21 protein-coding genes and 2 tRNA genes are annotated in these 25289 nt (G+C 73.0%); 9 read left to right on the forward strand and 14 right to left on the reverse strand.

Annotated elements, in window-relative coordinates:
- The first annotated feature begins 30 nt into the window (after positions 1-30).
- Positions 31-540, forward strand: coding sequence for a PPOX class F420-dependent oxidoreductase (locus tag ACZ3ZD_RS32850; protein ID WP_467405535.1), 510 nt, complete (start codon positions 31-33; stop codon positions 538-540).
- A gap of 36 nt (positions 541-576) precedes the next feature.
- Here the strand turns inward: ACZ3ZD_RS32850 and ACZ3ZD_RS32855 are convergent, their stop codons facing one another.
- The 8 genes from ACZ3ZD_RS32855 to ACZ3ZD_RS32890 form a co-directional block, all read right to left on the reverse strand.
- Complete coding sequence (locus ACZ3ZD_RS32855) at positions 577-1335, reverse strand: TetR/AcrR family transcriptional regulator (RefSeq protein ID WP_467405698.1); 759 nt, start codon at positions 1333-1335, stop codon at positions 577-579.
- A gap of 95 nt (positions 1336-1430) precedes the next feature.
- Positions 1431-2858 carry an MFS transporter gene (locus ACZ3ZD_RS32860; RefSeq protein WP_467405537.1) on the reverse strand — a complete coding sequence of 476 codons (1428 nt, stop codon included), beginning with the start codon at positions 2856-2858 and terminating at the stop codon, positions 1431-1433.
- A gap of 47 nt (positions 2859-2905) precedes the next feature.
- Positions 2906-5092 (reverse strand): ArnT family glycosyltransferase, encoded by a 2187-nt coding sequence (locus ACZ3ZD_RS32865; RefSeq protein ID WP_467405540.1) that lies wholly within the window; start codon positions 5090-5092, stop codon positions 2906-2908.
- The gene (locus tag ACZ3ZD_RS32870) at positions 5089-6528 is read right to left on the reverse strand and encodes a bifunctional glycosyltransferase family 2/GtrA family protein (RefSeq protein ID WP_467405543.1); all 1440 of its coding nucleotides are present in this window, start codon (positions 6526-6528) and stop codon (positions 5089-5091) included. Before ACZ3ZD_RS32870 ends, ACZ3ZD_RS32865 begins: the two co-directional genes overlap by 4 nt.
- Positions 6529-6541: 13 nt before the next feature.
- Positions 6542-8164: an ATP-binding protein gene (locus tag ACZ3ZD_RS32875; protein WP_467405545.1), complete on the reverse strand. Its 1623-nt coding sequence runs from the start codon at positions 8162-8164 to the stop codon at positions 6542-6544.
- A complete protein-coding gene (locus tag ACZ3ZD_RS32880; protein WP_467405548.1) occupies positions 8161-8901 on the reverse strand; it encodes a response regulator transcription factor in 741 nt (246 codons plus the stop codon). Before ACZ3ZD_RS32880 ends, ACZ3ZD_RS32875 begins: the two co-directional genes overlap by 4 nt.
- 94 nt (positions 8902-8995) lie before the next feature.
- Entirely contained in the window at positions 8996-9916 is a 921-nt protein-coding gene (locus ACZ3ZD_RS32885) for a DUF2797 domain-containing protein (protein WP_467405552.1), read from the reverse strand.
- Positions 9917-10148: 232 nt separating this feature from the next.
- On the reverse strand, positions 10149-10529 hold the full coding sequence (locus ACZ3ZD_RS32890) for an HGxxPAAW family protein (protein WP_467405556.1): 381 nt from the start codon (positions 10527-10529) through the stop codon (positions 10149-10151).
- Positions 10530-10623: 94 nt separating this feature from the next.
- Here ACZ3ZD_RS32890 and ACZ3ZD_RS32895 point away from each other — a divergent pair, with 94 nt between their 5' ends.
- A complete protein-coding gene (locus ACZ3ZD_RS32895) occupies positions 10624-11115 on the forward strand; it encodes a MarR family winged helix-turn-helix transcriptional regulator (protein ID WP_467405561.1) in 492 nt (163 codons plus the stop codon).
- A 540-nt stretch (positions 11116-11655) separates the two neighbouring features.
- Here the strand turns inward: ACZ3ZD_RS32895 and ACZ3ZD_RS32900 are convergent.
- Both ACZ3ZD_RS32900 and ACZ3ZD_RS32905 read right to left on the reverse strand, forming a co-directional pair.
- Positions 11656-12126 (reverse strand): NUDIX domain-containing protein, encoded by a 471-nt coding sequence (locus ACZ3ZD_RS32900; protein WP_467405565.1) that lies wholly within the window; start codon positions 12124-12126, stop codon positions 11656-11658.
- Positions 12127-12128: 2 nt separating this feature from the next.
- Entirely contained in the window at positions 12129-12872 is a 744-nt protein-coding gene (locus ACZ3ZD_RS32905; RefSeq protein ID WP_467405568.1) for an XRE family transcriptional regulator, read from the reverse strand.
- 107 nt (positions 12873-12979) lie between these two features.
- Between ACZ3ZD_RS32905 and ACZ3ZD_RS32910 the strand changes: the two genes are divergently transcribed.
- From ACZ3ZD_RS32910 to ACZ3ZD_RS32925, 4 genes are all read left to right on the forward strand, one after another.
- On the forward strand, positions 12980-13222 hold the full coding sequence (locus ACZ3ZD_RS32910) for a hypothetical protein (RefSeq protein WP_467405700.1): 243 nt from the start codon (positions 12980-12982) through the stop codon (positions 13220-13222).
- 246 nt (positions 13223-13468) lie between these two features.
- Positions 13469-13912: a glycine-rich domain-containing protein gene (locus ACZ3ZD_RS32915; protein ID WP_467405571.1), complete on the forward strand. Its 444-nt coding sequence runs from the start codon at positions 13469-13471 to the stop codon at positions 13910-13912.
- A 70-nt stretch (positions 13913-13982) separates the two neighbouring features.
- Positions 13983-14819, forward strand: a complete 837-nt coding sequence (locus ACZ3ZD_RS32920) for a protein kinase family protein (protein WP_467405573.1) — start codon at positions 13983-13985, stop codon at positions 14817-14819.
- 11 nt (positions 14820-14830) lie between these two features.
- A complete protein-coding gene (locus ACZ3ZD_RS32925) occupies positions 14831-14953 on the forward strand; it encodes a hypothetical protein (protein WP_467405576.1) in 123 nt (40 codons plus the stop codon).
- A 110-nt stretch (positions 14954-15063) separates the two neighbouring features.
- Here the strand turns inward: ACZ3ZD_RS32925 and ACZ3ZD_RS32930 are convergent.
- Together ACZ3ZD_RS32930 and ACZ3ZD_RS32935 are read right to left on the reverse strand one after the other, a co-directional pair.
- Positions 15064-15136 (reverse strand) — tRNA-Arg (locus tag ACZ3ZD_RS32930).
- Between the two features lie 204 nt (positions 15137-15340).
- Positions 15341-15431: transfer RNA gene (locus ACZ3ZD_RS32935), tRNA-Ser, on the reverse strand.
- A 196-nt stretch (positions 15432-15627) separates the two neighbouring features.
- Between ACZ3ZD_RS32935 and ACZ3ZD_RS32940 the strand changes: the two genes are divergently transcribed.
- Both ACZ3ZD_RS32940 and ACZ3ZD_RS32945 read left to right on the forward strand, forming a co-directional pair.
- A complete protein-coding gene (locus ACZ3ZD_RS32940) occupies positions 15628-16107 on the forward strand; it encodes an SSI family serine proteinase inhibitor (protein WP_467405579.1) in 480 nt (159 codons plus the stop codon).
- 246 nt (positions 16108-16353) lie between these two features.
- A complete protein-coding gene (locus ACZ3ZD_RS32945; protein ID WP_467405582.1) occupies positions 16354-20880 on the forward strand; it encodes a hybrid sensor histidine kinase/response regulator in 4527 nt (1508 codons plus the stop codon).
- 104 nt (positions 20881-20984) lie between these two features.
- Here ACZ3ZD_RS32945 and ACZ3ZD_RS32950 read toward each other — a convergent pair whose 3' ends face one another.
- On the reverse strand, positions 20985-21566 hold the full coding sequence (locus ACZ3ZD_RS32950; RefSeq protein ID WP_467405585.1) for a TetR/AcrR family transcriptional regulator: 582 nt from the start codon (positions 21564-21566) through the stop codon (positions 20985-20987).
- A gap of 135 nt (positions 21567-21701) precedes the next feature.
- Here ACZ3ZD_RS32950 and ACZ3ZD_RS32955 point away from each other — a divergent pair, with 135 nt between their 5' ends.
- Entirely contained in the window at positions 21702-22913 is a 1212-nt protein-coding gene (locus ACZ3ZD_RS32955; protein ID WP_467405588.1) for an MFS transporter, read from the forward strand.
- Positions 22914-23495: 582 nt separating this feature from the next.
- On the opposite strand, the gene ACZ3ZD_RS32960 is transcribed toward ACZ3ZD_RS32955, so the two are convergent.
- Positions 23496-25172: a long-chain fatty acid--CoA ligase gene (locus tag ACZ3ZD_RS32960; protein WP_467405590.1), complete on the reverse strand. Its 1677-nt coding sequence runs from the start codon at positions 25170-25172 to the stop codon at positions 23496-23498.
- Between the last annotated feature and the right edge of the window lie 117 nt (positions 25173-25289).

The raw sequence follows: 25289 nt of genomic DNA on the forward strand, positions 1-25289 counted from the left end.
CGGGGCGCCCCCTGCCCCTAGGCTGCCCCCATGGCACCGAACATCGCTACCAACACCCGTGTGTCGCGGGCCGAGCTGCTGGACTTCGTACGGCCCCGCCACCGCGCCCTGCTGATCACCCGCCGGGCCGACGGCTCCCCGCAGGCCTCCCCGCTGACCTGCGGGGTGGACGACTCCGGCCGGATCGTCGTCTCCACCTACCCGGAGCGGGCCAAGACCCGCAACGCCCGGCGCGACCCGCGGGTCAGCCTGCTCGTCCTGAGCGACGAGTGGAACGGCCCCTGGGTCCAGATCGACGGCACGGCCGAGGTCGTCGACACCCCCGACTCCGTGGAACCGCTGGTCGAGTACTACCGCAACATCGCCGGCGAACACCCCGACTGGGACGAGTACCGGCAGGCCATGGTCAAGCAGGGCAAGTCCATCATCCGGATCACCCCGGAGCGGTGGGGGCCGGTGGCCACGGGCGGTTTCCCGGCGCGGCTGGCGTCGGGGGACCCGGAAGAATCGACGGAGTCGGCGGAGTCGACGGACGAGTAGGCCGAAGAGCCCGGCGCGGGCGTCGCGGAGGAGCGGTCAGCCGCGGGTGACCATCGCCTCGATGCCGGCGATCAGCAGGTCCAGGGCGAAGGTGAAGTCCCGGTCCAGCATCTCGCCCACCGTGTCACCGCCGCGTGCCGCCATGAGGTCCTTGGACTGCCGTATCACGTCGGCGGTGCCGGGGACCTCGTCCACCAGGGACATGGACTGCTCGAAGTACTCCTCGGGGCTGAGCCCGGTGTCCGCGATCCGGGCGTAGAAGTGCCCCTCGATCGTCCCGTAGCCGTACACGAACTGGAAGACCGCCGAGATCGCCCCGGTCACCCCGTGCGCCGGCAGGCCCGCCCGGCCGACGACCCGCTGGATCACCCGGGAGAACGCGAGCGCCTTCGGGCCGATGTTCAGGAAGCGCCCGGCCAGCGGGGACAGCCAGGGATGCCGGACCAGCAGCCCCCGGTACGCGGTGGCCAGCGCCCGCAGCTGCTCCCGCCAGTCCTCGTCCGTGTCGTCCGGGTCGGGCAGCCGCAGCTCGGCGTAGGCCGCGTCGAGGGCGAGTTCGAGCAGGTCGTCCTTGGTGTCGACGTACCAGTACAGGGACATCGCGGTGACGTTCAGTTCGGCCGCCAGCCGCCGCATGGAGAACTTCGCGAGTCCCTCCGCGTCCAGCAGCCGTACGGACGCCTCGGTGATCCGCTCCCGGTCCAGCCCGGAGGGCTGCGCACTGCGCCCACCGCGCCGGGCCCGGCCCTCCCGCCACACGCTGTCCCGCGCCGACCGACCTGCCCGCTTCGCCACCGGCGGCCCTTCCTCGTTTGCGCTCACTGTCCCAACCTAGGCCCAGTCCTTCGGATCCTGCCGGTGCCGCCCGGCCGGCCCGTCCCTCCGAGCCGCTAGGCGGACACCCTCTCCGCCCGGCGGAGCAACCCCGCCGCCACGAAGCCACCGGCCAGCACGGCGACGGCGCCTACCAACTGACCCGTGCCCAGCGCGGCGGACAACGACTCCCCCGACGCCATGGAAGAGCTGAGCACAGCACCCAGAACGGCGACACCAAGCCCGTTGCCGAACTCGGCCAAGGTTCCGTTGATCCCGGCCCCCACCCCCGCCTTCTCCCGAGGGATCGCGCTCATGATGGCGTGCGCCATCGCCGGGTTCGCCACCGCGCACCCCGCGCCGATCAGCAGCAGCCCGAGCAGCGTCCCCGGGTAGCCCCCGCCGTCCACCTCGGCGATGGACACCAGACCCCCGGCCATGCAGACCATGCCGAGCGCGATCGACGCCGGCGTGCCGAGCCGCGCCGACCACCGCGCCGACAGCCCGCTGAAGTTGAGCACCACCACCGTCAACGCCAGCGGAGCGGTGCGCAGTCCGGCCTCCAGCGGCTCGTAGCCGAGTACGAACTGCAGGTGCTGGGTGAGCAGGAACAGCGCGCCGCCCATGCCGAAGACGATGAGTACGGCCCCGGCGACCGCGCCCGTGAACCGCCGGTCCCGGAAGAAGTGGGGATCGAGCATCGGCTCCTCGACCCTGCTCTCCCACCACGCGAAGGCCCCCAGGACCAGCACCGCCACGGCCGCCGTGACGAGCACCCGCGCCGACGTCCAGCCGTGCCCCGGCCCGGAGATGATCGCGAAGACGAGCGCGGCCATGCCGACGGTGGACAGCGCCGCGCCCGGCAGGTCGGGGCGTTCACCGCGCGGGTTCCTGGACTCGGGGACGAGGGCCACCACGGCGACCAGGCCCAGCGCCGCGACCGGCAGGTTGATCAGGAATATCGCGCCCCACCAGAAGTGGTCGAGCACGAATCCGCCGATCAGCGGGCCGCCCGCGAAGCCCAGCGCGTTGACCGCGCTCCAGATGCCGATCGCCTTCGGCTGCTCCTCGGGGGAGAAGATCTGCATCGCCACGGCCAGCGTGGTGGTCATCAGCAGCGCGCCGCCGACGCCCATGCCGGCCCGCGCGGCGATCAGCTGGGAGGTGCTGCCGGCGAGCCCGGCCACGAGCGAGCCGATGCCGAACAGGGCGAGCCCGGTGATCAGCATCTTCTTGCGGCCGTAGCGGTCGGCGGCGCTGCCGGCGGTGAGCAGCAGGCCGGACTGCACCAGCGAGTACGCGTTGATCATCCACTGGATGTCGGAGGTCCTCGCGTGCAGCTCGCGGGTGAGCGAGGGGATGGCCACGTTCAGGACGGTGTTGTCGAGCAGCACGGTGAGCTGCGCGAGACAGATGACGCCGAGGATCAGCCAGCGCTGGGGATGGCCGTGGGATGAGGACATGCCGTACACCGTATAGTGGTGACTATACGGTGTACAACGCATTTTCGGTTGTCGCGCCTCCGGCCGCTCGCTGTTGCGGTCGGGCCGCCTCAGGCGTCGTTCTTCTGCGTGAGGTCGTAGAACGTGGCCGAGCCCACCGTCACCTTCTTGAAGGTGCTCTGCACCCAGGAGCTGATCTGCGAGGCGGTACCGCCGCTGCGTCCACCGCCCATGCCCCCGCCGGCGATGAAGTAGTGGATCCTGCCCTGCTCGACGTACTTCTTGAACTGGGCCAGTGTCGGGGAGGGGTCGGTGCCGTTGAAGCCGCCGATCGCCATGACCGGGTCGCCGGTGGCGAGCTGGTAGCTGGCCGCGTTCTGGGAGCCGACGGACGCGGCCACCCAGGTGTACGCCCCGGCGTTCTTCTCCAGCAGCTTCCTGGCCTGGGACGTCACGCTGGCGCCGTTCAGCAGGCCACCGGCGCCGCCCGCGCCACCGCGCTCGCCCATCCGGGAGCCGCCGGGGAAGCCGAAGCCGTTGCCGGTGCCCTTCTGTTGGCCGTTCTGGCCGTTCTGGCCCGGCATGCCGCCGCCCGGGAAGCCGTTGCCCTGCTGGTTCTGCTGCTGCCCCTGCTGCCCCTGCTGGTTCTGCTGGTTCTGCTGGTTCTGCTGGTTCTGCTGACCCTGTCGGCCGTTCTGGCCACCCGGCATGCCGCCGCCGAAGCCGCCCCGCATACCGCCACCGGGACCGCCGCCCCGGCCGCCCATCATCCCGGCGCCCGCCGGGCCGGCCGTGACGATCGAACCGGTATGGCCCTCCTGGAGGGTGCTCAGGGTGTACGCCGTCGGTCCGGCCAGCGCGGCCACCAGGCCGACGGCCGCCGCGCCGAGGGCCAGTCGCCGGGTGAGGCGGCCCGCGAAGACCAGGCCGAGCGCCGCGGTCAGCCCGCCGACCAGGACCGCCCACTTCAGCCAGGGCAGGTAGTCGGGGGTGCGGTTGAGGAGGACGTACCCCCAGGCCGCCGCCGCGACCACGGACGCGGCGAGGGTGATCGACGCCCACAGCTCCCGCCGCCGCTCCCACAGCAGCCCCGCGCCCATGCCGACGACGGCCGCGAGGTAGGGGGCGAGGGCCACGGTGTAGTACTGGTGGAAGATGCCCGCCATGTAGCTGAAGACCACCATGGTCGTCAGCAGCGAGCCGCCCCAGACCAGGAACGAGGCGCGGGTGACCGACGTCCTGCGCAGCCGGCGCGTGGCCACCAGACCGGCGGCGAGCAGGATCAGTGCCGCCGGCAGCAGCCAGGAGATCTGACCGCCGACCTCGGAGTTGAACATCCGGTTCCAGCCGGTCGCGCCCCACATGCCGGTGCCGCCCCCGCCGCCCCCGCCGCCCACGCTGCCGGTCTCGTCGCCGCTCAGCCGGCCGAGCCCGTTGTAGCCGAAGGTCAGCTCCAGGAAGCTGTTGTTCTGCGAGCCGCCGATGTACGGCCGGGACGAGGCCGGCCAGAGTTCGACGACCGCGACCCACCAGCCGCCGGAGACGACCAGCGCGAGCGTGGCCGTGGCCAGCTGCCCGAACCGCTTCTTCCACGACACCGGCGCGCACACCGCGTACACGATCGCCAGCGCCGGCAGGATCAGGAACGCCTGGAGCGTCTTGGCGAGGAAGGCGAACCCGATCGCGACCCCGGCCCACACCAGCCACTTCGTACGGCCGTCCTCCACGGCCCGGACGACGAGGTAGCAGGCCATCGACGTCAGCAGGGCCAGCAGGGCGTCCGGGTTGTTGAACCGGAACATCAGCGCCGCGACAGGGGTGAGCGCGAGCACCGCGCCCGCGATCAGACCGGCCGCGGGGCTGAACCTGCGGCGCACGGCCGCGTACACGACGGCGACCGTCGCCACGCCCATCAGCACCTCGGGCGCGAGGATCGCCCACGAGTGGAGACCGAAGATCCGCACCGACAGCGCCATCGGCCACAGCGCGGCCGGCGGCTTGTCGACGGTGATGGCGTTGCCCGCGTCCAGCGAGCCGAAGAAGAACGCCTTCCAGGACGCGCTGCCCGCCTGGACGGCCGCCGAGTAGAACGAGTTGGCGTAGCCGGAGGCGCTCAGGTTGTACAGGTAGGCCAGGAGGGTGGTGGCCAGCAGGCCGAGCAGGGCCGGGCGGGCCCAGCGGGGGTCCTCGGGCCGGCCGCGCCACACCCTGCGCGGGAAGGGCAGCTCGGCCGCACCGGTCCCGGGGGCGTGCGGGGGCGCGGCCGGGGGCGGTCCCCAGACGGTCGTACTGGTCATCGGGCGTCCTCAGGGTCGATGTCGTGCCGCACGGGCTGCACCCGCGCGAAGGTCTGCTGCTGGTGGTACGTCTGCTGCCGGGGCGTTTGCTGCCGGTGCGGTACCGGGCGGTGCGGCAGGGGGGCGTACGGGGTCGCGGGGCCGTACGCCGGTGCGGGCAGGGTGTGCGCGGTGGCCGCCGGGGACGGCTCCGGCTCCCCCCGGTCCGGGAAGACCCAGGCGCGGAAGAGCAGGAAGCGCAGCACGGTCGCCGCCAGGTTGGCCGCGATCAGCACCGCCAGCTCGGTCGAGTGCGCCGGGCTGCCGCCCGCCGCGCCGAGGGCGGCGAGCGAGCCGCTGGTCAGGGCGAGGCCGATGCAGAAGACCACCAGGCCCTGTGCCTGGTGCCGGACCGCGCCGCCCCGGCCGCGCACGCCGAAGGTAAGCCGGCGGTTGGCTGCCGTGTTGGCCACCGCGGAGACCAGCAGCGCGAGCGCGTTGGCGAACTGCGAGCCGGTGAACTGCCGGAACACGCTGTACAGCAGCAGGTAGAAGAGGGTGGACAGGCCGCCGACCACGCAGAAGCCGACGAGCTGGCGGGCGAGCCCCTTGGGCACGTTGGTCAGGTCGCGGTCGCGCGGGTCGTCACCGAAGGGCCGGGCCAGCCGGTCCAGCGGCAGCGAACCGGTGGTCAGGGCCCTGCCGACCCGCCACACGCCCTTGAGGTCGTCGGTGGCCGTCTTCACGATGTGCACGGTGGAGTCCGGGTCGTCGACCCAGTCGACCGGCACCTCGTGGATCCGCAGGCCCGCCCGCTCGGCCAGCACCAGCATCTCGGTGTCGAAGAACCAGCCGGTGTCCTCCACCAGCGGCAGCAGCACCTGCGCCACATCGCGCCGGATCGCCTTGAAGCCGCACTGCGCGTCCGAGAAGCGGGCCTGGAGCGAACCGCGCAGGATCAGGTTGTAGGCCCTGCTGATCAGTTCCCGCTTGGGGCCGCGTACGACCCGGGAGGTGCGGGCGAGCCGGGAGCCGATCGCCAGGTCCGAGTGGCCGGAGATCAGCGGCGCCACCAGCGGCAGCAGGGCGTTGAGGTCGGTGGACAGGTCGACGTCCATGTAGGCGAGGATCGGCGCCTCGGACGCCGACCACACCGTCCGCAGCGCCCGTCCCCGCCCCTTCTGCTCCAGGCGGAAGTGGACGACCTCGGGGATCTCCGCCTCCAGCCGCGCCGCCACCAGCGGGGTGGTGTCCGTGGAGGCGTTGTCCGCGATCGTGATGCGGAACGCGTACGGGAAGGTGCGCGTGAGGTGCGCGTGCAGGCTGCGGACGCACGGCTGGAGGTCCTTCTCCTCGTTGTAGACGGGGATCACTACGTCCAGGACAGGCGTTCCGGCGGCTGCGGCCGGGAGGTGCTCCCGCGCCGGCAAAGTGCCGGGAGAAGAGTCGGTTCGCATGCCCCGACTCTCGTCAACCGCCCTGTCGCACCCATGTGGTGGCACTGTGCTGGGCCTGTGAGTCGTGCTGTGCCGGCGAGTGCGAGGACCAACTCGCCCCGGCCGCCGGGCCGGGTACGGCCGGCGCGAGGGCGGGCAGGTGCACGGTGAACACCGTGCGGCCCGGAACGCTGTCCACGGTCACGGCACCGCCGTGCGCGGCGGCCACGGCCTGCACGATGGCGAGCCCGAGCCCCGTGGACCCGGTGGCCCGGGAGCGCGCCGAGTCGCCGCGGGCGAACCGCTCGAAGACATGCGGCAGCAGCGACGCCGGGATGCCCGGCCCGTTGTCCTCCACCTCCACGCACATCCACGGCCCGCGCCGCTGCACGCGCGCGGTGACGGTCGTACCGGGCGGGGTGTGGGTGCGGGCGTTGCCCAGCAGGTTGACCAGCACCTGCTGCAACCGGGCCGCGTCCGCGGACACCGGTGCCGGTTCGTCGGGCAGGTCGAGCCGCCAGGTGTGGCCCATGCCGGCCGCGCGGGCGTCGCTGATGGTGTCCACGACCAGCGGGATGAGATCGGTCTGCTCGAACTGCAACGGCCGGCCGGCGTCCAGCCGGGCCAGCAGCAGCAGATCCTCCACCAGAAGGGTCATCCGCCCGGCCTCGGACTCGATCCGCCCGAGCGCGTGCCGGGTGTCCGGGCCGACCTGCTCGCGCCCGCGCCGGGTCAGCTCGGCGTACCCGCGGATGGAGGCGAGGGGTGTGCGCAGCTCATGGCTGGCGTCGGCGACGAACTGCCGTACCCGCGTCTCGCTCTGCTGCCGGGAGTGCAGGGCGCCGTGCACATGGTCGAGCATGCGGTTGAGCGCGGCACCGACCTGGCCGACCTCGGTGTGCGGGTCGCACTCCGAGTCCGGCACCCGCTCGCTGAGGTTCACCTCGCCGGCGTGCAGGGGGAGTTCGGAGACCCGGGTGGCGGTCGCGGCGACCCTGCGCAGGGGGCGGGTGGCGAGGCCGACCAGCACGTACCCGGCGATGGCGGCGGCGACCAGCCCGGCGGCGGTGACGCTGATCTCGACCAGGACGAGGGTGTTGATCGTGTTGCCGACCGTCTCGGTCGGCAGGGCCACGTAGTAGGTGCCCTCGGTCCCGTTGACGTACCGCACGAGGTAGTCGCCCAGGCCAGGGATCCCGACGGTGTGCGTGCCCGTGGTGGGCGCCCTGCCCAGGGCGGCCTTCTGGGCGTCGCTGAGGGCGACGGCGTCGTTGCGCTGGAAGGGGCCCTTGTCGGCGGAGGCCTGCCGGGCGAAGACCGCCCGGGTGACCGTGCCGTCGGCGGCGACCTCGGCGGCGATGGTCCCCGGCTGGGTCGGCCCCTTGACGAAGCCCGTGAGCCGGTCCGTCAGTCCGGAGTCGCTCATGCCGCCGGGCCGCATGGGTCCCGACAGGCGCTTGCCGGCCTCCCCCACCTGGCCGTCCAGCTGGTCGTACAGGTGCGAGCGCAACGCCAGCGTGGTGACCGTACCGATCACGGCGCACACCACGGCGATCAGTGTCACGGACGCGACGACGAGCCGGGTCCGCAGGGTGCGCGGCTGTCCCGCCCGCCGATTCGGGCGCCGCCGCGGACGCGGCCGTCGTCGCCCGCTCATGACACGGCGGGCTTGATCAGATAACCGGCGCCGCGCCGGGTGTGGATCATCGGCTCCCGCCCGGCGTCGATCTTCCGCCGCAGGTAGGAGATGTACAGCTCGACCACGTTGGCCTGACCGCCGAAGTCGTACGACCACACGCGGTCCAGGATCTGCGCCTTGCTGAGCACCCGCCGGGGGTTGCGCATGAGGAAGCGCAGCAGCTCGAACTCGGTCGCGGTGAGGTGGATGGAGTCCCCGGCCCGCGAGACCTCGTGACTGTCCTCGTCCAGGGTCAGGTCCCCGACGACGAGCACGGAGTCCGAACGCCGGTCGGCGGCCCCGGACCTGCGGATGAGCCCCCGCAGCCGTGCCACGACCTCCTCCAGGCTGAACGGCTTGGTGACGTAGTCGTCGCCGCCGGCGGTGAGCCCGGCGATACGGTCCTCCACCGCGTCCTTGGCGGTCAGGAACAGCACGGGCACATCCGGCAGTTCGCGGCGCAGCCGGCCGAGGACGGCGAGCCCGTCCATGTCGGGCAGCATCATGTCGAGCACGACGGCGTCGGGCCGGAACTCGCGGGCCGTCCGGAGGGCCCCCTGGCCGTCCCCCGCGCTCCTGATCTGCCAGCCCTCGTAACGAAGAGCCATGCTCAGCAGTTCGGTGATCGACAGCTCGTCGTCCACCACAAGCACCCGGACGGGGCTCCCGTCCGGCCTGAGCAGTTCGGTGCGCCCCTGGGGCGAGGTCGTGGTCATGCTGGACACCTTGTCGGGGTCCTCTGAGAGCACGCTTTCACGAATCTGTGATTTCCCTGAGAAACGCACAGGTGTCTCCCAGGGAATCCCCGGGTCAGAACAACCCGTCCGGCTCCCGCCTGAACTCCCTTACGGGAAACCCGCATCCGGCGTCCGCCGGCCCCGGCGGCACCAGCTCCCAGCCGGTCATCAGCCGGGTGTCGAGGACGACGACCCCACGATCGCCGACCGCCAGATGGAGATCGGGGCCGGCCGCCGCGACCAGCTCCCCACCGACGCCGGCGCCGGGCACCAGCTCCACGACCTCACCGAACGGCGCGGGCCCGGCGTCGAAGGCTGTCACGGGATCGCCGAGTCCGCCGAACGTCTCCGGCCCTCCCAGCCCGAAAGCCCGCACGTGATCCACGACTTCGCAGGGCTCCGGCCGGAGGGTCTCCGGCCATCCGGCCAGTGCGACGGCCCGCGCGTGCAGCTCCCGCACCTCGGCGGCCCGCTCCTCCCGTGTCGCCGGCAGGGCGGCCCGCACCGCCCGCTTCTCGGCGTACGGAATCCGGTCCGGCACCCGGAGCGCGGCCCGCAGCAACTCCTCGGTGCGCCGCGCGGCCATCAGCGGGCCGGTGCCCAGCCAGCTGAAGCTCACGGCCCCCTGCTCCAGCAGCCGCGCCGGGCCCCGCTCGACGGCGGTGATGCCGACCTTCACCATGCCCGGCCCGAACCACGCCAGGTACACGCGGTACTGCCGAGGATCGTCGGCGATCGTGTCGGCGGCCACGGAGTGCGCCCGGTCCAGCCGCGCACACTCCTCGCACCGGGCCCCCGTACTCCGTCCCGGCACGACCGCCCCCACCGCACAGGCATGCCCCCGCGCCCCCACACACCCGCGCACACCCCCCTCCGGCACGCCGAACGCGACCCGCTTCCCCCGGGGCAGCGCACTACGCCGCCCGCCGTCCCACTCCAGCACCGGACCACCTGCCGCCCACCGCAGTCCCGTGCACCTCCAGACCTGTGCCATCACTCGTGAGGGTAGAGGGTGGGTCTGACAACCCGTGCTCCCCGTCCGGCAGCGTCAGCCTCCGTCCCCGCGTCCCCGTGGCCGCGAACACGAAGCCGTCGATGTCGGTCGCGTCCTGCCCGCGCCCCGCCGGCTGTTCCGGCGGGGTGTCGTTCCGCCCGTCCGTCGAGCATCACCTCCACGCCGGAAGCCGGGGCCGGCGAGACGCAATCGCCGTGCGGAGAGAGCTCGTTCACTCGACAGGGGACAGGGGGGCCGATCCGGCAGGGACCGATCCGGCAGGGACCGTCTCCGGCGTCGGCACCCCGGACCGCCGCACCCGGCCCCGCCCCGCGAGCCGGCAGCCGACGCATCCCGCGTGGCCCTCGCGGGCCTGCGCGTCGCGGACCCGCATCCCCCACTGCCCGCGCGGCCGCACGCCGGGAGGCTTGCCCCAGCCGGAGAGATGGAGGGCCCAGGTGACCAGAACGCTCACCGCGACGACGGCCAGTCCGCCGGTGACCAGTGGCAGCGAGGCCGCGCACACCCCCCACCCGGCCACAGCGCCGCCCACGGCCGCGATGCCGAAGCCGGTCCAGCCGGCGATCGTGTGACCCTCGTCGTACAGACTCATGGAGCCGCCTCCAGCGACGAAACGAATACCCGAGTACCTCACGAACTAAGAAGTTTTCACTCCGAATATCTCACGAACTAAGGGATTACGTAAGATGCACGGCACGCCGCGCCCGCCCGCCACCCCGGCCCAGGCACTGTCGGCGATGGACCACCTCATCGCCGCCCACCTCATCGGACAGCAGGAGCTGGCCCGGCGGCTGGGACTGACCGTCACCGACCTGACCTGTTTCGGCTTCGTGCTGGAGGCCGGCGACGACCTGCTGACGGCGGGCGACCTCGCGGCCCGCGCCCACGTCACCACCGGCGCGGTCACCGGCATCCTCAACCGCCTGGAACGCGCCGGCTACGTCACCCGCCTCCCCGACCCCACGGACCGCCGCCGGGTCCGCGTGGCCGCCGTACCGGACGCCGTCACCCGCGTCGAGGCGGTGTACGCGGGGCACTACAAGCGCCTGACGGCCCTCTTCGCCGACTACTCCCCGGCCGAACTGGCGATCATCACCGACTGGTTCACCCGCGCCACTGACCTGGCGCACGAATACCTGGAGAAGCTGAACCGGAACGACCCGGACGAGGAGTGCTGAGCAGCCCCGAACCCGCCGGACCCCGGAATGATCCGGGGCCAACTCCCGGCCGCGGCACCGTTGTCAGTGCCCCCTGTTAGCTTGCCCGGCGGAGAGAGACCGGTCAGAGAACCTTCGAGGTCCGCGGTCAAGGGGGGTGGGCACAAAGGTCCCCGGGAGCCACCTCGGGACTATGGCGCAGGCCGCGGACCCCGCGGTTCTGGAGACCGCTCGCGTCGACCACTGCGCTACGTCCCGCGGCCTCCGGGTGATCCCGCTCCGGAACACGCGCCACACGTGCCGGCGAGGAAGAGGTGGCCGCACTCGCCCCTGAAACGCAAGAGGCCCCGGAGTTATCCGGGGCCTCTTGTCTGTGTGCACTCGGCAGGATTCGAACCTGCAACCTTCTGATCCGTAGGATCGGGCAGGTTGGCCAGCGGAGGCTCCGCCTTCCTCCCGGCTGATCGCTGACGGTCGTGATCAACGGTCTCTGTGTGCCGTCGTTGCCGTCAGGTTTGCCGGTGGCACCGACTCGCACCTTCGCGGGTGTCCCAGGTCAGATCACCCGAGGTAGGGCCGCTCCCGGTGTTCCAGGAAGTGGCGGATCCGCAGTCGCTGCGTGTGGTGCATCGGCAGTTGGTCGATCTCCTCCGGCCGGACGAACCGCAGCTCCGTGGACTCGTCCGAGATCGCGAGCCGGCCACCGACCACGCGGGCGGTGAAGCAGACGTTGAACTGCCTGCGCACCTCACCGTCCGAGTAGGCGATGACGTGGCGAGGGTCGGTGTACGTGCCCACGAGCCCGGTGATCTCCACGTCCAGACCGGTTTCTTCCTTCACCTCGCGGACGGCCGTTCCCGGGAGTGAGTCGGTCATCTCCATACCGCCACCCGGGAGCGCCCAGAGATCGTTGTCCCGGCGGCGCTGAAGGAGTACGCGCCCTTCGTCGTCGGTGACCACGGCGGACGCCGCGACAACCAGGCTGTTCGGCTCCGGTGCCGCTGGGTCGTCGTAGTACTCGGTCCGTGCCATGGTCACCCCTCTCGAACCGGCGTCGCGGTTTCCCACACCGCGTCGAAGCTGCTGGTGTAGGTGTCGAACATGCCGCCCTTCCCGCTGCGCCGGAGATGCCACACGGGAGCGCCATAGGCGTTCACGCCCCAGACATGGGTATTGACCAGTGCCTGGTCATCCGCACGATAGATCGAGTTGTAGAGCGTGGTGGCATGGGTGCGCACCTCGATGCCAGGTACCCCGGCAAGCGGGCGGTAGTGCATGAGGGCGAGTCGGCAACGGGACTCGATCCCGTGGCCGAACCTCTCCTCCGCGCGGCGCTGTTGGACATTCGCACTGTCCGGGTCGCCGATCGCGATACGGACCACACACCCGTCGTCCGCCCGCTCTCGCAGTAGGTCATTGAGTCGCGGGTACGCCTCGTGCAGGAAGACGGCGGCGTACACCAACACGTCAATCCGCTCGCGGGCCTGGGTCAGCATGTCCACGAAGGTCGACACGGGGATGTCCGCCCGCTGGTCGTAGAGGGCCACAAGTTCCGGACTGACAGCGCGGGCAGGACGCGCCTGCCGGAGCGCGGGCCATAGAGCGTGCACGTCTTCTCCTAGTGTTTCCGCTGCCAGCATGGCTGTGGCACGGCGCGGCGTACGCCCCAGATTGACCCACCGTTCAACGGACTTGGGGTCGACTTCGACCTTGTCCGCAAGGGCGGCATACGTCCAGCCGCCGGCCGCCATGGCAGCACGTAACCTCTCGTTCGGCATCCCAATCTCTCCTGACACCCGGGGACGGCACTAGGGACGTTCTACTCGACGCGGGACGTCCCGAAGTGGGGTTTGTCGGAGGTTCCGACGTCCTGATGAGCGGCAGAATGCTCGTCCGCATGGTGAGCAACCAGCAGACCAGACCAGGCATCGGTGAACTGGCGAAGGACACTGCCAGTGGACGTATCGGCGTCGTCATGGGCGAGGTCGGCGCCAGGGTGCAGATAAGGCCCGTCGGCGGCGGCGTCGAGTGGGATGCCCTGCCGGACAACGTGGTGGCCCCGACCCCGAGGGAAGAACTGAGCGCCCGCCTGGCCATCAAGAACGGCAACAGCCGGGACGGCCTGTGATGCGCGCCATCGGCCGGTATGCCGGGGTCCTGTTCATCATCATGATCAGCGGATCGTCTGGCCCGGTGATCGGCATGGCCATCGGCACCAGCCAGTAGACCGGCAGCCCGGCACGGGGTGCCACCTTCCCTGGCTCCCCTTCCCCGTTCGGGGTCGGCCTTCCATCCCCCGGTCGCCATAGGCCGTGCCTCGGCGACCGATGCGGGCGCAAGTGCCAGAGCACAGTGACACTCAAGGAGTATTCGCATGACGGCAACAGCCAACGACCAGAAGACCGGTCGCGCAGTGGCTGGTGAGGAGCTGTTCGACAGCCTCACCCACTTCGTGATCGTCCACGACGGGCAGTCCCGCGAGCGGGCCGAGCGGATCGCGGACCAGGCGGTGGCCTTCGTGGTCACCGCCGCGACCGCGACCGTTCCCATGGTCCCGTCGGACGACGTGGACCTCGGTCTGCACGCGCTCATCCTGCACACGAAGGAGTACGCCGACCTGTGCGAGCGGTCCGCCGGCCGCTTCCTCCACCACAACCCGAAGCCGGGCGGAGGGCCCCGTGACCCGAAGAAGGTCGCCGCCTCCGCCCACGCGATGAAGGCGACCGGGTTCATGGTCTTCGACGACCTCTGGACCGTGGACGGCACGAACCTGGCGCAGTGCGACTCGGACTGCGGCCGTCCGTACGGTCAGGCATAGCGACACGACACCAGCGACGCGGCCGGCCTCGATGCGGGGTCGGCCGCGTCGCCCGGAAGGAGAACAGACGTTGTCCGGGACACCCCCTGAACTGCCGATCGTCGTGCTCGACGCACTGAAGCCCGAGGCCCAGCGCCTGGTCGTCAATCGTCGGGGCTCGATGGTCTGGGAGGTCGAGAGCCATCGGGGGCAGTACGCCGTGAAGGTCGGTTACCCGATCGAGGCTACGGCCGACTGGCCTGCCCAGCCCTGGACGGCCCTCGCCCCCGCACGCGAAGGGGCCGTGCTGTACCGACTCGGCCTCGATGACTTCGCGTACGGCGAATGGGAGCTGGGCACCTGGAACTTCCAGCCGTGGCACGAAGGACTCGACCTGTACGAGCTGTGGAAGCCCTGTCGTGAGCCGGACTCTCGTTCAGAACCTCATCCCAGCGCGGCCCTCGGCTGCGTAGAGGCGCTGGCCGAACTGCACGGCAAAGGCTGGGCCCACGGCGATGTGCAGCCCGCACACTTCATCATCGGGCCGCAGCGGACGCACCTCATCGACCTGGCCTTGGCGCGCGGCGGACGCGTCCCCGAGGGGTACGACTTCCCCTTCCGCGGCTGCCTCGTCCACTACGAGGCGCCGGAGATCGCGCGCAGCGTGGTCGCGACCGGAGAGGCAGAGCCTACGCAGGAAGCCGACGTCTACGCCCTCGGCGCCTCCCTGCTCATCTCCGCCACGGGCTGGCGGGCTGTCGAGTATCCGGACGACGCACCGCGCCTTGAGCAGAGAAGGGCAGTTGCAAGCGGCAAGCGTCGGCCTGTGAAGGCGGATGGCGAGCTGGGCGAACTGATCGACGCCATGCTCAGCCCGGCGCCCGAGGACAGACCCACGATCTACGAGGTCGGTAAGGCCCTGAGCTGAACCGTGGGCCCATGGACATCTACACCTTCGTACGGCTCGACTCCCAGCGCTCCGCCTTCGACCGCGTCGGCGACGCGCTGAGGGCGACGGCAGCGGGCCGGACGATGACGACGGCGTGGCCTGCGTCCGCGTAGCCGTCTGAGCGGCTCCGCATCCGCCCACTGAGTCGGTTGCCGTCAGACACTGACGGCAAGGCAAAAGCCAGAGGCCCTGTGAATCACTCCACAGGGCCTCTGGTCTGTTGTGCACTCGGCAGGATTCGAACCTGCAACCTTCTGATCCGTAGTCAGATGCTCTATCCGTTAAGCTACGAGTGCTTGTTCTTTTGTTTTGCCCCCGCTCCCGGTCCTTTCGGCCCGCTCGCGGCGACAGGAAGAACATTACATGACTGCCGCCGTCATGTGAAATCCGATCCGCACACCCCTTGTGACCTGCGAAAACGTCCAGAGTCCCGGGGGTGGGACCCGAACCCTGGGAACGCCGAAGCCCCGGTCCTGGGGACCGGGGCTTCGGGATAGGGGCGGAGGCGGAGGGATTTGAACCCTCGATGGGCTTTAAGGCCCAAACCGCATTAGCAGTGCGGCGCCATAGACCGGACTAGGCGACGCCTCCAGCACAACCGCTCACGCGAGCGCGCGAGTGGTGCGTGCAGATGATGACACAGTCGAGCACCGCGTCACCAATCGCCCCCCACGGTACTAGGCACTCGGGCCGCAGGGCAAAGGGCTTCGCCCGGCGGGGCGGGCCGGAGGAGGGCCGAGGGAGGGGTCGGGCGCAACGTCTGTGCCGGATCCGCGTTGGACCGGGCATGGTCTCTGTGCTGCCGGGCGCCGGACGGCGCCTTCTGCTGACGTCCCTGTGCGCCGTCGCGCCCCTCGTCCCCCTCGCCCCTCTCACCGCCGCGCCCGCCGCCGCGGCGGGCGCCCTGCCGCCGCCCGTGCGGCCCGAGGACCGGGGGGACCACCTCACCGTCGTGGTCCGGCACGCCGGGGCCGGGCGGGACGGGACGTACGAGGTGTCCTGCCATCCCGCCGCCGGCACGCACCCGGATGCCGCCGGGGCCTGCCGGGTGCTGGACGAGCACACGCGCTGGGGCCGGGATCCCTTCGCGCCGGTGCCCCCCGACAGCACCTGCACCATGCTCTACGGCGGCCCGGCCACCGCCCGGGTCACCGGGACCTGGGCCGGACGCCCGGTCGACGCGTCGTACGGCCGGGGCAACGGGTGCGAGATCGGACGGTGGGACCGGATGGTGCCGCTGCTGCCGAAGCCGGGCGGCCCGTCGTAGGGGCCCGCTCGGGGGTCCGCGGGGCGCTGGGCGGACGCATCGGTTCCGTAAAGGTCCGGAGAAGGTCTCGCGGAGTCGGCCCATGCGGTCACGCGTTCGCCGTCACTTCCTCGTGGGACCTCCCTCTCATCCGGCGCCGCGAGCGCGACCCGTGCCCTTAGACTCCCTCGCGTGACACGTCGCGGGCCGGTTGGCAAGATGGCCCGAGCGGTCGGCAAGGTGCGGTAACAGGGAGGAAGGCGACTCGTGAGCAGCAGGCCATCCCGAGGCGCTGCTCGCCTCGCAGCCATACTCGACGCGCTGCCGGACGCGTTGGTCCTGGTCAACGCCAACGGAACCGTCGTCAACGCGAACACCATCGCGCTGGAGGCCTTCGAGGCGCCCGGTACGGCGTTGGTGGGGCGCGGGCTGCTCGATCTGCTGCCCGAGTTCGACTCCCGGCTGATCCCCGGGTCGATGCGGCGGCCCGACCACATGGACCCGCGGGGCCGGACCAAGCCGACCCGGATGGTGGCACGGCGGACCGACGGGGCCGAGTTCCCCGTCGAGGTCACCAGCGCCAACCTGGAGAACGGGCAGCAGGCGTACGACGGTTACGGCTACACCGGCGACGAGCTGCTCATGATCGTGGTCCGGGACCTGTCCGGGACCGTCGACACCGAGGCCGAGCTGGCCCGCTCGCAGCGGCAGACCGAGATGATCCTGCGGGCGGCCTCGGAAGGCGTCGTCGGCACCGACACCGACGGGCGGATCGTGCTCGTCAATCCGGCCGCCGCCCAGATACTGGGTTACCGGGCCGGTGAGCTGGGCGGCAAGGAGCTGCACACGCTGGTGCTGCACTCCCGTGCCGACGGCTCGCCCTTCCCGTACGACGAGTCGCCGCTCGCCGACACCCTGCGTTCGGGGCGCAAGCACCGGGTGCGCGGGCAGGTGCTGTGGTCCAAGGGCGACAAGAAGGTGCCGGTCGATCTGACCACCGCGCCGGTGCGGGACGGGGACCAGCTCGTCGGCGCCGTGATGACCTTCACCGACCGGCGGCCGTACGACACCCTGGTCGAGGAGAAGGCCGCGCTGGAGACGGCGCACGCCGAAGAGCTGGACCGCCTCGCCGAGGAACACGCCTCCGACCTGACCGCGCTGCGCCAGCAGCACGTCACCGAGGTCGAGGAGCTGCGCGAGCAGCACGCGGAGGAGCTTGCGGCCGGCGAGGAGCGGTACGCCTCCCTCGCCGAGCGGGAGAAGGACCGTTACGAGGCACTCGCCGGGCGGCACGAGCAGCTGCTCACGCTGCTCGCCGATTCGCTGCGCGGACCGCTGGACGAACTGCGCCACGAGCTGTCCGCGCTCGCCGCCGACGACGCCGGTCAGCTGTGGCCCGAGGCCAACCAGGTTCTCCATCACCTCTCGGCCGGCTACTCGCGCATCACGACCCTCATCGACAACGTCCTCGGTTACCAGCGGCTGGACGCGGGCGCCGAGGACATCGCCCGTACGAAGGTGATGCTGGACGCCGTCGTCGCCGCGGGTGTGGACGGGGCCGTCGAGCTGATCGGTCCGGGGCGCGTGCAGTTCGCCGTGCACGCCCCGCCCATCGAGGCCGAGGTCGACGCGCGGCGGCTCGCGACCGCGCTGGCGCACCTCGTCGCGGACGTCGCCGGGGTCGACGCCACCGGCAACACGCCCGTCTCGGCGGGCGGTTACCTGGACAACACCGTCGTCGTGGCCGCCGCGCAGCGCGGTGAGGTCGCGCGTATCGAGGTGCGCGGCCCGTACGCCGGCGGAGACCCGGTGCACGAGCCGATCGTGCGCGGGATCGTGCGCGCCCACGGGGGCGTGCTCCAGACGCACGAGGTGCCGGGCATGAGCGGCAGCGCGTACGTGCTGGAGGTGCCCCTCGGCGGCGGCGCGGGCGCGGTGCAGGCCCCGGACGGCGCGGAGGGCGCCCCGGGCGACTCCGGCACGGGTGAGCAGGACGCCGGGGGCGGTCGTCGGCGGGCCCGACGGGCCTCCACGGACGCCTTCCTTGACGGTGACGCGGACGGCGCGGGTGACCCAGATGACACCGGCGACTCCGGCGAGGCCGAGGCGGCCGTACCGACCGGGCGGCGCCGGCGGCGGGCCGGCGCGCCCGCCGAGGAGGCCGCCGTGGTTCCGGCCGAGGCCGAGACCGCGGAGGGCGCGTCCGGCGGGACCGGGCGGCGCCGCGGGCGGCCCGCCGATGACGCGGGTGACACCGGTGACGCCGGTGACGGCTCGGGGGTGGCCGAGGGTGCCGTGATGACCGCGGCCGAGCAGAGCGCGGGGGCCGCCGCCGCGGGTACGGGGCTCGGTGGCACCGTGCCGCCGCAGGGCGTGCCCGCGCCCACCGGCCGGCGCGCCCGCCGCGACCCCGACGCCCCGCAGGCCGCCCTGCCCCCGGCCCTTCCCGCGGCCGGCGGCGAGCCGGCGCAGGGTGGGGACGCGGCGGAGGGCGCGCAGCCGGGCGGACGGCGCCGGCGGGCGCTGGCCGCCGCGGCGGAGCGGGCCGCGGCGCAGGAGGCGGGCGCGCGTACGGTCTTCGCCCTGCCGCCGGCCGAGGCCGACCGCGCCCCCGGCGAACCGACGGGCGGGGCAGTGCCTGCCGAGCCGGCCGACGGGACGGTTCCCGCCGAGCCGGCGAACGGGGTGGTCCCCGCCGTGGGTACCGCCGCGCCGGTGGTCCCGGGGGCGAGTGCGCCCGCGGGAGCGAACGCCGGTGTCCCGGTGGCTCCGGGTGACGGTCTTTCCGCACCGGCGGCGGGTGCCCCGCCCGTGCCGGGTGCCGGTGCCCCGGCCGTGCCGGGCGCCGGTGCCCCGGCCGTGCCGGGTGCGGGTACGGCCGCCGACGCGGGACCGCGCGTCGGTCCGGCGGTCGGTGCCGGGCCGCTGCCCGGTCAGGCGCAGGTTGCCGGGCAGGCTCAGGAGCCCGGGCAGGTGCCGGGGCAGGTGCCGGTGGCCGGGCAGGCGCAGGCCCAGGTGCCGGGTCGGGCTCAAGCTCCGGTGCCGGCTCAGGCGCAGGTGCCCGGGCCGGTGGCGGTGTCCGGCGAGGGGCTCGCGGGTGACGACGGCCGGCACGACGCCGTACCGCTCGACCAGGCCGACGAGCACACCCCGCCGCAGCCGCATCCCACCAGTGCTCCGACCGGCCGACGGCGCCGGGCCGTGGCCCAGCCGGCCGAGGCCGCGCGGGCGGTGGCGCCGGGCGCCGTGCCCGGGCAGACCCCGCCGGGGCCCCCTCCGGCGGCGGCCGCCCCCGGGCAGGTCCCGCCGGGCACGGCCGTACCGCCGGCTCACCCTCAGGCGCCCGGCGTTCCCGCGCAGGGCACGGCCGCCCAGCCGGCTCCCGGGCAGCCCGGTGCCGCCGTTCCGGGGCAGGCCGCCGTACCCGCGCAGGGCAACGGCACCCCGCCCGCCGGGACCGGACAGGTTCCCGTGGGTCCGCAGGGCGTCCAGGCCGCGGTGGCCGGCGCCCCGCAGCAGTGGCCGGGCGCCGGGGCCGCCGTGGCGGCCGCGCAGCCGTTGCCCGCCGAGGCCGCAGGTGTGCCGGTCGACCCGGACTCGACGCAGGGCCGGGCGATCAGTGTGCGCACGCTCGGGCAGGGTGTGCCGTTCGCGCGACAGGCCGCCCAGGTGCAGCAGCCGACGGCGACCCCGCCGCCGCACGCGCCGGGCGGTTCCGGCCGGCGGCGCAAGCTGGGCACGCCCCCCGACCCGGCCACCCGCCCCGAGCCGCAGGCGCAGCCGCCGTCACCGCCGCAGCCCGACCAGGCGGCCCGGCCGCACCCGTCGGCCGAACCGGCGCCCGGGCAGCCGTCCCTCGGCGGACAGGCGTCGCTCGCCGGGCAGCCGGCGGTGGCGCAGCCCTCGCTCGGCGGGCAGCCCCGGCCGGTCGCGGGCACCGAGGGGGCCGGGCGGTCGTACGCCATAGGTGCCCCGGGGCCCGACGCCGCCGAGGGGCCGGAGCCGCTGGACGGTCCCGGCGGGGCCGTGGAGGTGGCGGACACGCCGCGTCCGCAGCCGCTGGACGACGAGCTGCCCCCGGAGCCGTTGGACAACCCGCGCCGGCTGCTGGTGTGGCCCGCGCCGGACGTGACGACCCAGCAGGCGCTGAGCGACCGTGGCTACCGGCCGGTCATCGTGCACTCGCGCGAGGAGGTCGACGCGCAGATCGCGGCCTTCCCCGCCGCGCTGTTCGTGGACCCGCTGACCGGGCCCATCACGCGGACCGCGCTGCAGTCGCTGCGTCAGGCCGCGGTGGCCGCCGAGGTGCCGGTGCTGGTCACGGCCGGGCTGGGGCAGGCGACGCGCGAGGCGGCGTACGGCGCCGATCCGGCCGTCCTGCTGAAGGCGCTGGCTCCGCGGGACAGCGAGCAGCATCCGCCGCGGGTGCTGCTCATCGAGGAGCACGCGGAGATCGCGCTGGCGCTGACCTCGACGCTGGAGCGGCGCGGGATGCAGGTGGCGCGGGCGGCGAACGACAACGACGCGGTGACGCTGGCGGGGCAGTTCCGGCCGAACCTGGTGGTGATGGACCTGATGCAGGTGCACCGCCGGCGGGCCGGGATCGTGGACTGGCTGCGGGCGAACGGGCAGCTCAACCGCACCCCGCTGGTCGTCTACACGGCCGCGGTCGATCCGGCCGACCTGCCCCGGCTGGCCTCGGGCGAGACCGTGCTGTTCCTCGCCGAGCGCTCGACCAGCGCCGAGGTGCAGACGCGGATCGTGGACCTGCTGGCCCGGATCGGCACGAACTAGGCCCTCCCCCGGACCTGCCGGCGTCGCGGGGCCGGCACGCGCATCTGCGGCGTTGTCGTCGGTCGCCGACGCCCCGCGCCGGCGCCGTACGGCCGTGGTCGCTGCTAGCGGGCGACCAGTCTGCGGACCGCCTCCTTGACGGAGTCCCGCAGGCGGTCGCGGTCGGCGTCCCGCGTGCCGACGAGGATGCGCCGCATCTGCGGGACCACGGCCATCCAGTTGGCCAGCGCGGTGATCAGGAGCAGCAGGTCGCCGGCCGGGATGGCGTCCGTGATGACGCCCCGGGCCTGGCCGTCCGCCAGCGCGGCGACCTTGCGGGCGTAGTGGTCCTGGCGGGCCGACTCGTCGGGCAGTTCGGCGCTGCCGTACTCGATGCCCTCCCAGAAGAGCAGGCGCAGCAGTTCGGGATGGGTGGCGTGGTAGTCGAGGAGGCGGTCGACCCAGCCCTCGATGTCGTCGGGGTCGACGGGGACGGCCGCCGCAAGGTCGACCATGCGGGTGCCGAGGACCTTGCTGAACAGCTCAGCCTTGTTGCCGAAGTAGGCGTAGATCAGCTGCTTGTTGGCCTTGGCCGCGGTGGCGATGCGGTCGATGCGGGCGCCCGCGATGCCGTGCCGGGCGAACTCGGCGACCGCCGCGTCGAAGATACGGGCCTTGGTGGCCTCGGGGTCCCTCACTGGTGCCATGGGGACAGGGTAGGTCGCGTGGTGGGGCGTAACCAACTGGTTGGTTGACTGGGAATGCGGGGGCGGTACATGCTGTTGGGGAGTTTCAACCAACCAGTTAGTTGTGCGAGTCGGCTCTAAGGAGTGCGTCCCCTCATGCCGTCAGCCACCAGCGCCCGCCGGGCACCCGGGGTCCGGATACCCGGCCGCGAGGAGTCCTCCTCCGGCACCCTCTTCCTTCTCCTGATCGCCGTCTGCACCGCCGTCACGGCCGCCAACATCTACCTCGCGGCCCCGCTGCTGCCGCTGATCGCGCACGACTTCGGCACCGTCCCCGCGGCCGTCGCCTGGATCGCCTCGGTGGCCCAGTTCGGCTACGCGGCCGGTCTGCTCTTCTTCGCCCCGCTCGGCGACCGTGTCGACCGCCGGCCGCTGGTCGGCTGGCTCTCGGTCGCCACCACGGCGGCGCTGCTCGTCGCGGCCGTCGCCCCGGGCACCGGGGCCCTGGCCGCCGCCGTGTTCGTCGCCTCCGCGGCGACGGTCGTACCGCAGCTGCTCGTACCGCTGGTGGCCGCGCGCGCCCCGGCCGACCGGCGCGCCCGGCATGTCGCGGCCGTCATCGCGGGGCTGTTCACCGGAATCGTCGCGGCCCGTGTCCTCGGCGGGCTGGCCGGGCAGGCCTTCGGCTGGCGCTGGGTGTTCGCCGGGTCGGCCGTACTGACCCTGGTCCTGGGGCTGGCCACCGCGCTGGCCCTGCCGGTCGAGCGGCGGGTACGGCGGGGCGGGCTGTTCTCCGGCGTCGCCGAGCTGCCGGGGCTGCTGCGGCGCTCGCCCGACCTGCGACGGGCGTGCCTGCGGCAGGCGGGGATGTTCGGGGCGTGGAGCGCCCTGTGGACCTCGCTGGCGCTGCTGCTGACGGGACCGGGGTACGGGCTGTCCACCGCGACCGCCGGGCTCTTCGGCCTGTTCGGGCTGACCGCCAGCGCGGTGGCGCCGCTTGCGGGCGGGCTGGTGGACCGGTTCGGCGCGGGGCGGGTCGTCGGCGCCGCGTATGTGCTGGCCGCTGTCGCCGTACCGCTGTTCTGGCTCGGCGGGCAGGTACTGCCGGCGCTGTTCGCCGCCGCGATCGCGATCCACGCGGCCCTGGTGGGCTCCCATGTCGCCAACCAGACCCTGGCCCTGACGACGACGTCCACCCCGGCCACCGCCAACACGGCCTACGTCGTCTCGGGCTTCGCCGGCGGCGCCCTCGCCTCGGCCGCCGCGGGCCCCGCCTACGGCCACTGGGGCTGGCCCGGGGTGTGCGCGGTGGCGGCCGTGTGGCTGGTACTGGGCTGGACCACGACGACGGGGGGCCGCCGACGCTGACGCGGGGCGGGGTGCGGTGGCCGACACCTGCACGGTGCGGCGGGCCCACGCCTGCGCCCCGGCGGGGCGCGGCAGGCGGCGCTGACAGCGCGTCGTCGGCGACACCGACGCCTGCCACGGCCGGTACCGACAGCGAACCGGCAGCCGATACGAACGCCACGCGACAGCGGCAGCGAGGCGGCACGGGGGGTCGCCACTGGCAGTACGCGGCGGCCAACGCGGGCGCCACGCGGACGCCACGCGGGCGGCCGCACCAACGCACCGCGGCGGACCGGCGCCGGCATCGGACCGCGGACCGCGGACCGCGGACGGTGGACGGTGGACGGTACCGACACCATGCCGGACCGGCGCCGGCAGCCCGCGGCGATCAGCCCGACGCCACACGGGGCCCGCGGCGATCAGCCCGACGCCACACGGGGCCCGCGTCGGCGGCACGCGCCCGCCGCCACCTCACTCGGCGGCCACCGGCCACCCCCGGCCCCCGTCGGCGGCGGGCCGGGGGTGGCTGATCCAGCCCCCGGCGGCCCGGCGGTGACCAGGCCGCCGGCCCCCACCACCGGCCCCCGCCCCGGCGGAGCCCCCTCAGAGGTGGGTGATGTCCAGGGCGCCCTCCGCGTACCGGCTGCGGAGGACCTTCTTGTCGAACTTGCCGACGCTGGTCTTCGGGACCGAGTCGATGGTCGTCCAGCGTTCGGGGAGCTGCCACCTGGCGATGCCGCCCTCGTCGGCGAGGAAGGTGCGCAGGGTCGCGAAGTCGGTGGTCGCGCCCGGACGGAGGACCACCGTGGCCAGCGGCCGCTCGCCCCACCTCTCGTCCGGTACGGCGACCACGGCGGCCTCGGCGACGTCCGGGTGGGACATCAGCGCGTTCTCCAGCTCGACCGAGGAGATCCACTCGCCGCCGGACTTGATGACGTCCTTGGCCCGGTCGGTGAGGGTGAGGAAGCCGTCGGGGGAGATGGTGCCGACGTCACCGGTCTTCAGCCAGCCGTCCGCGCTGAACTTGTCCGCGGGGCGCAGGGGCGGGGCGTCGGGGCCGTTGTAGTACGCGCCCGCGATCCACGGCCCGCGCACCTCCAGCTCGCCCGCCGACTCGCCGTCCCAGGGCAGGCGTTCGCCGCCGGGGCCGGTGAGGCGGGCCTCGACGCTCGCCGGGAAGCGGCCCTGGGTGAGCCGGTAGCCGAACTCCTCGTCGGTGCCGACGGCGTGGGCCGGCGGCCGGGCCACCGTGCCCAGGGGGGAGGTCTCCGTCATGCCCCAGGCGTGGCAGACGCGCATGCCGAACCGGTCGAACGCCTCCATCAGGGAGGGCGGGCAGGCCGAGCCGCCGATGGTGACCTGGGTGAGCGAGGAGACGTCCCGCGGCCTGGTCTGCAGCTCGCCGAGCAGGCCCTGCCAGATGGTCGGGACGGCCGCCGCGTGGGTGGGCCGCTCGTGCTCGATCATCCCGGCGAGCGGGGCCGGCTGCAGGAACCGGTCCGGCATCAGCATGTTGACGCCGGTCATGAAGGTGGCGTGCGGCAGCCCCCAGGCGTTGACGTGGAACTGCGGGACGACGACGAGCGAGGTGTCCTGGTCGGTCAGGCCCATCGACTGGGCCATGTTGACCTGGAGGGAGTGCAGGTAGATCGAACGGTGGCTGTAGACCACACCCTTGGGGTCGCCGGTCGTGCCGGAGGTGTAGCACATGGCGGCGGCCTGGCGTTCGTCCAGCTCCGGCCAGTCGTAGGCGGTGGGCCGGTCCGCGATCAGGTCCTCGTACTCGTGCACCCGGGCGGTGCCGCCCGCCAGCGGGGCGCGGTCGCCGGGCCCGGAGACGACGATGTGCTCGACCGTGGGCAGCTTCGGCAGCAGCGGGGCGAGCAGCGGGATGAGGGAGCCGTTGACGAGGACGACCCGGTCGGCGGCGTGGTTGACGATCCACACCAGCTGCTCGGCGGGCAGCCGCAGGTTCAGCGTGTGCAGGACGGCGCCCATGGAGGGGACCGCGAAGTACGCCTCGACGTGCTCGGCGTTGTTCCACATGAGCGTGGCCACCCGGTCGTCGCCGGTCACCCCCAGCTCGTCCCGCAGGGCGTGCGCCAGCTGCGCGGCGCGGGTGCCGACCTCGGCGAAGGTGCGCCGGTGCGGTTCCGGTTCCCCGGTCCAGGTGGTCACCCGTGAGGAGCCGTGGACCGTCGACCCGTGGGTCAGGATCCTGGAGATCAGCAGCGGTACGTCCTGCATGGTGGCCAGCACGGTGGTCCTCCCGGGCGACATTGCCTACGCGGTGGCCCTACACGGCGGTAGGGCGGTGCGCTGATTCTGCGCACATACCAGGCGGTATGTCACTAGGGGGTGTGTCACTGAGCGGGAACACTCATCCTCGGGGACCGT

This window comes from Streptomyces sp. NPDC023481 (assembly GCF_055560195.1).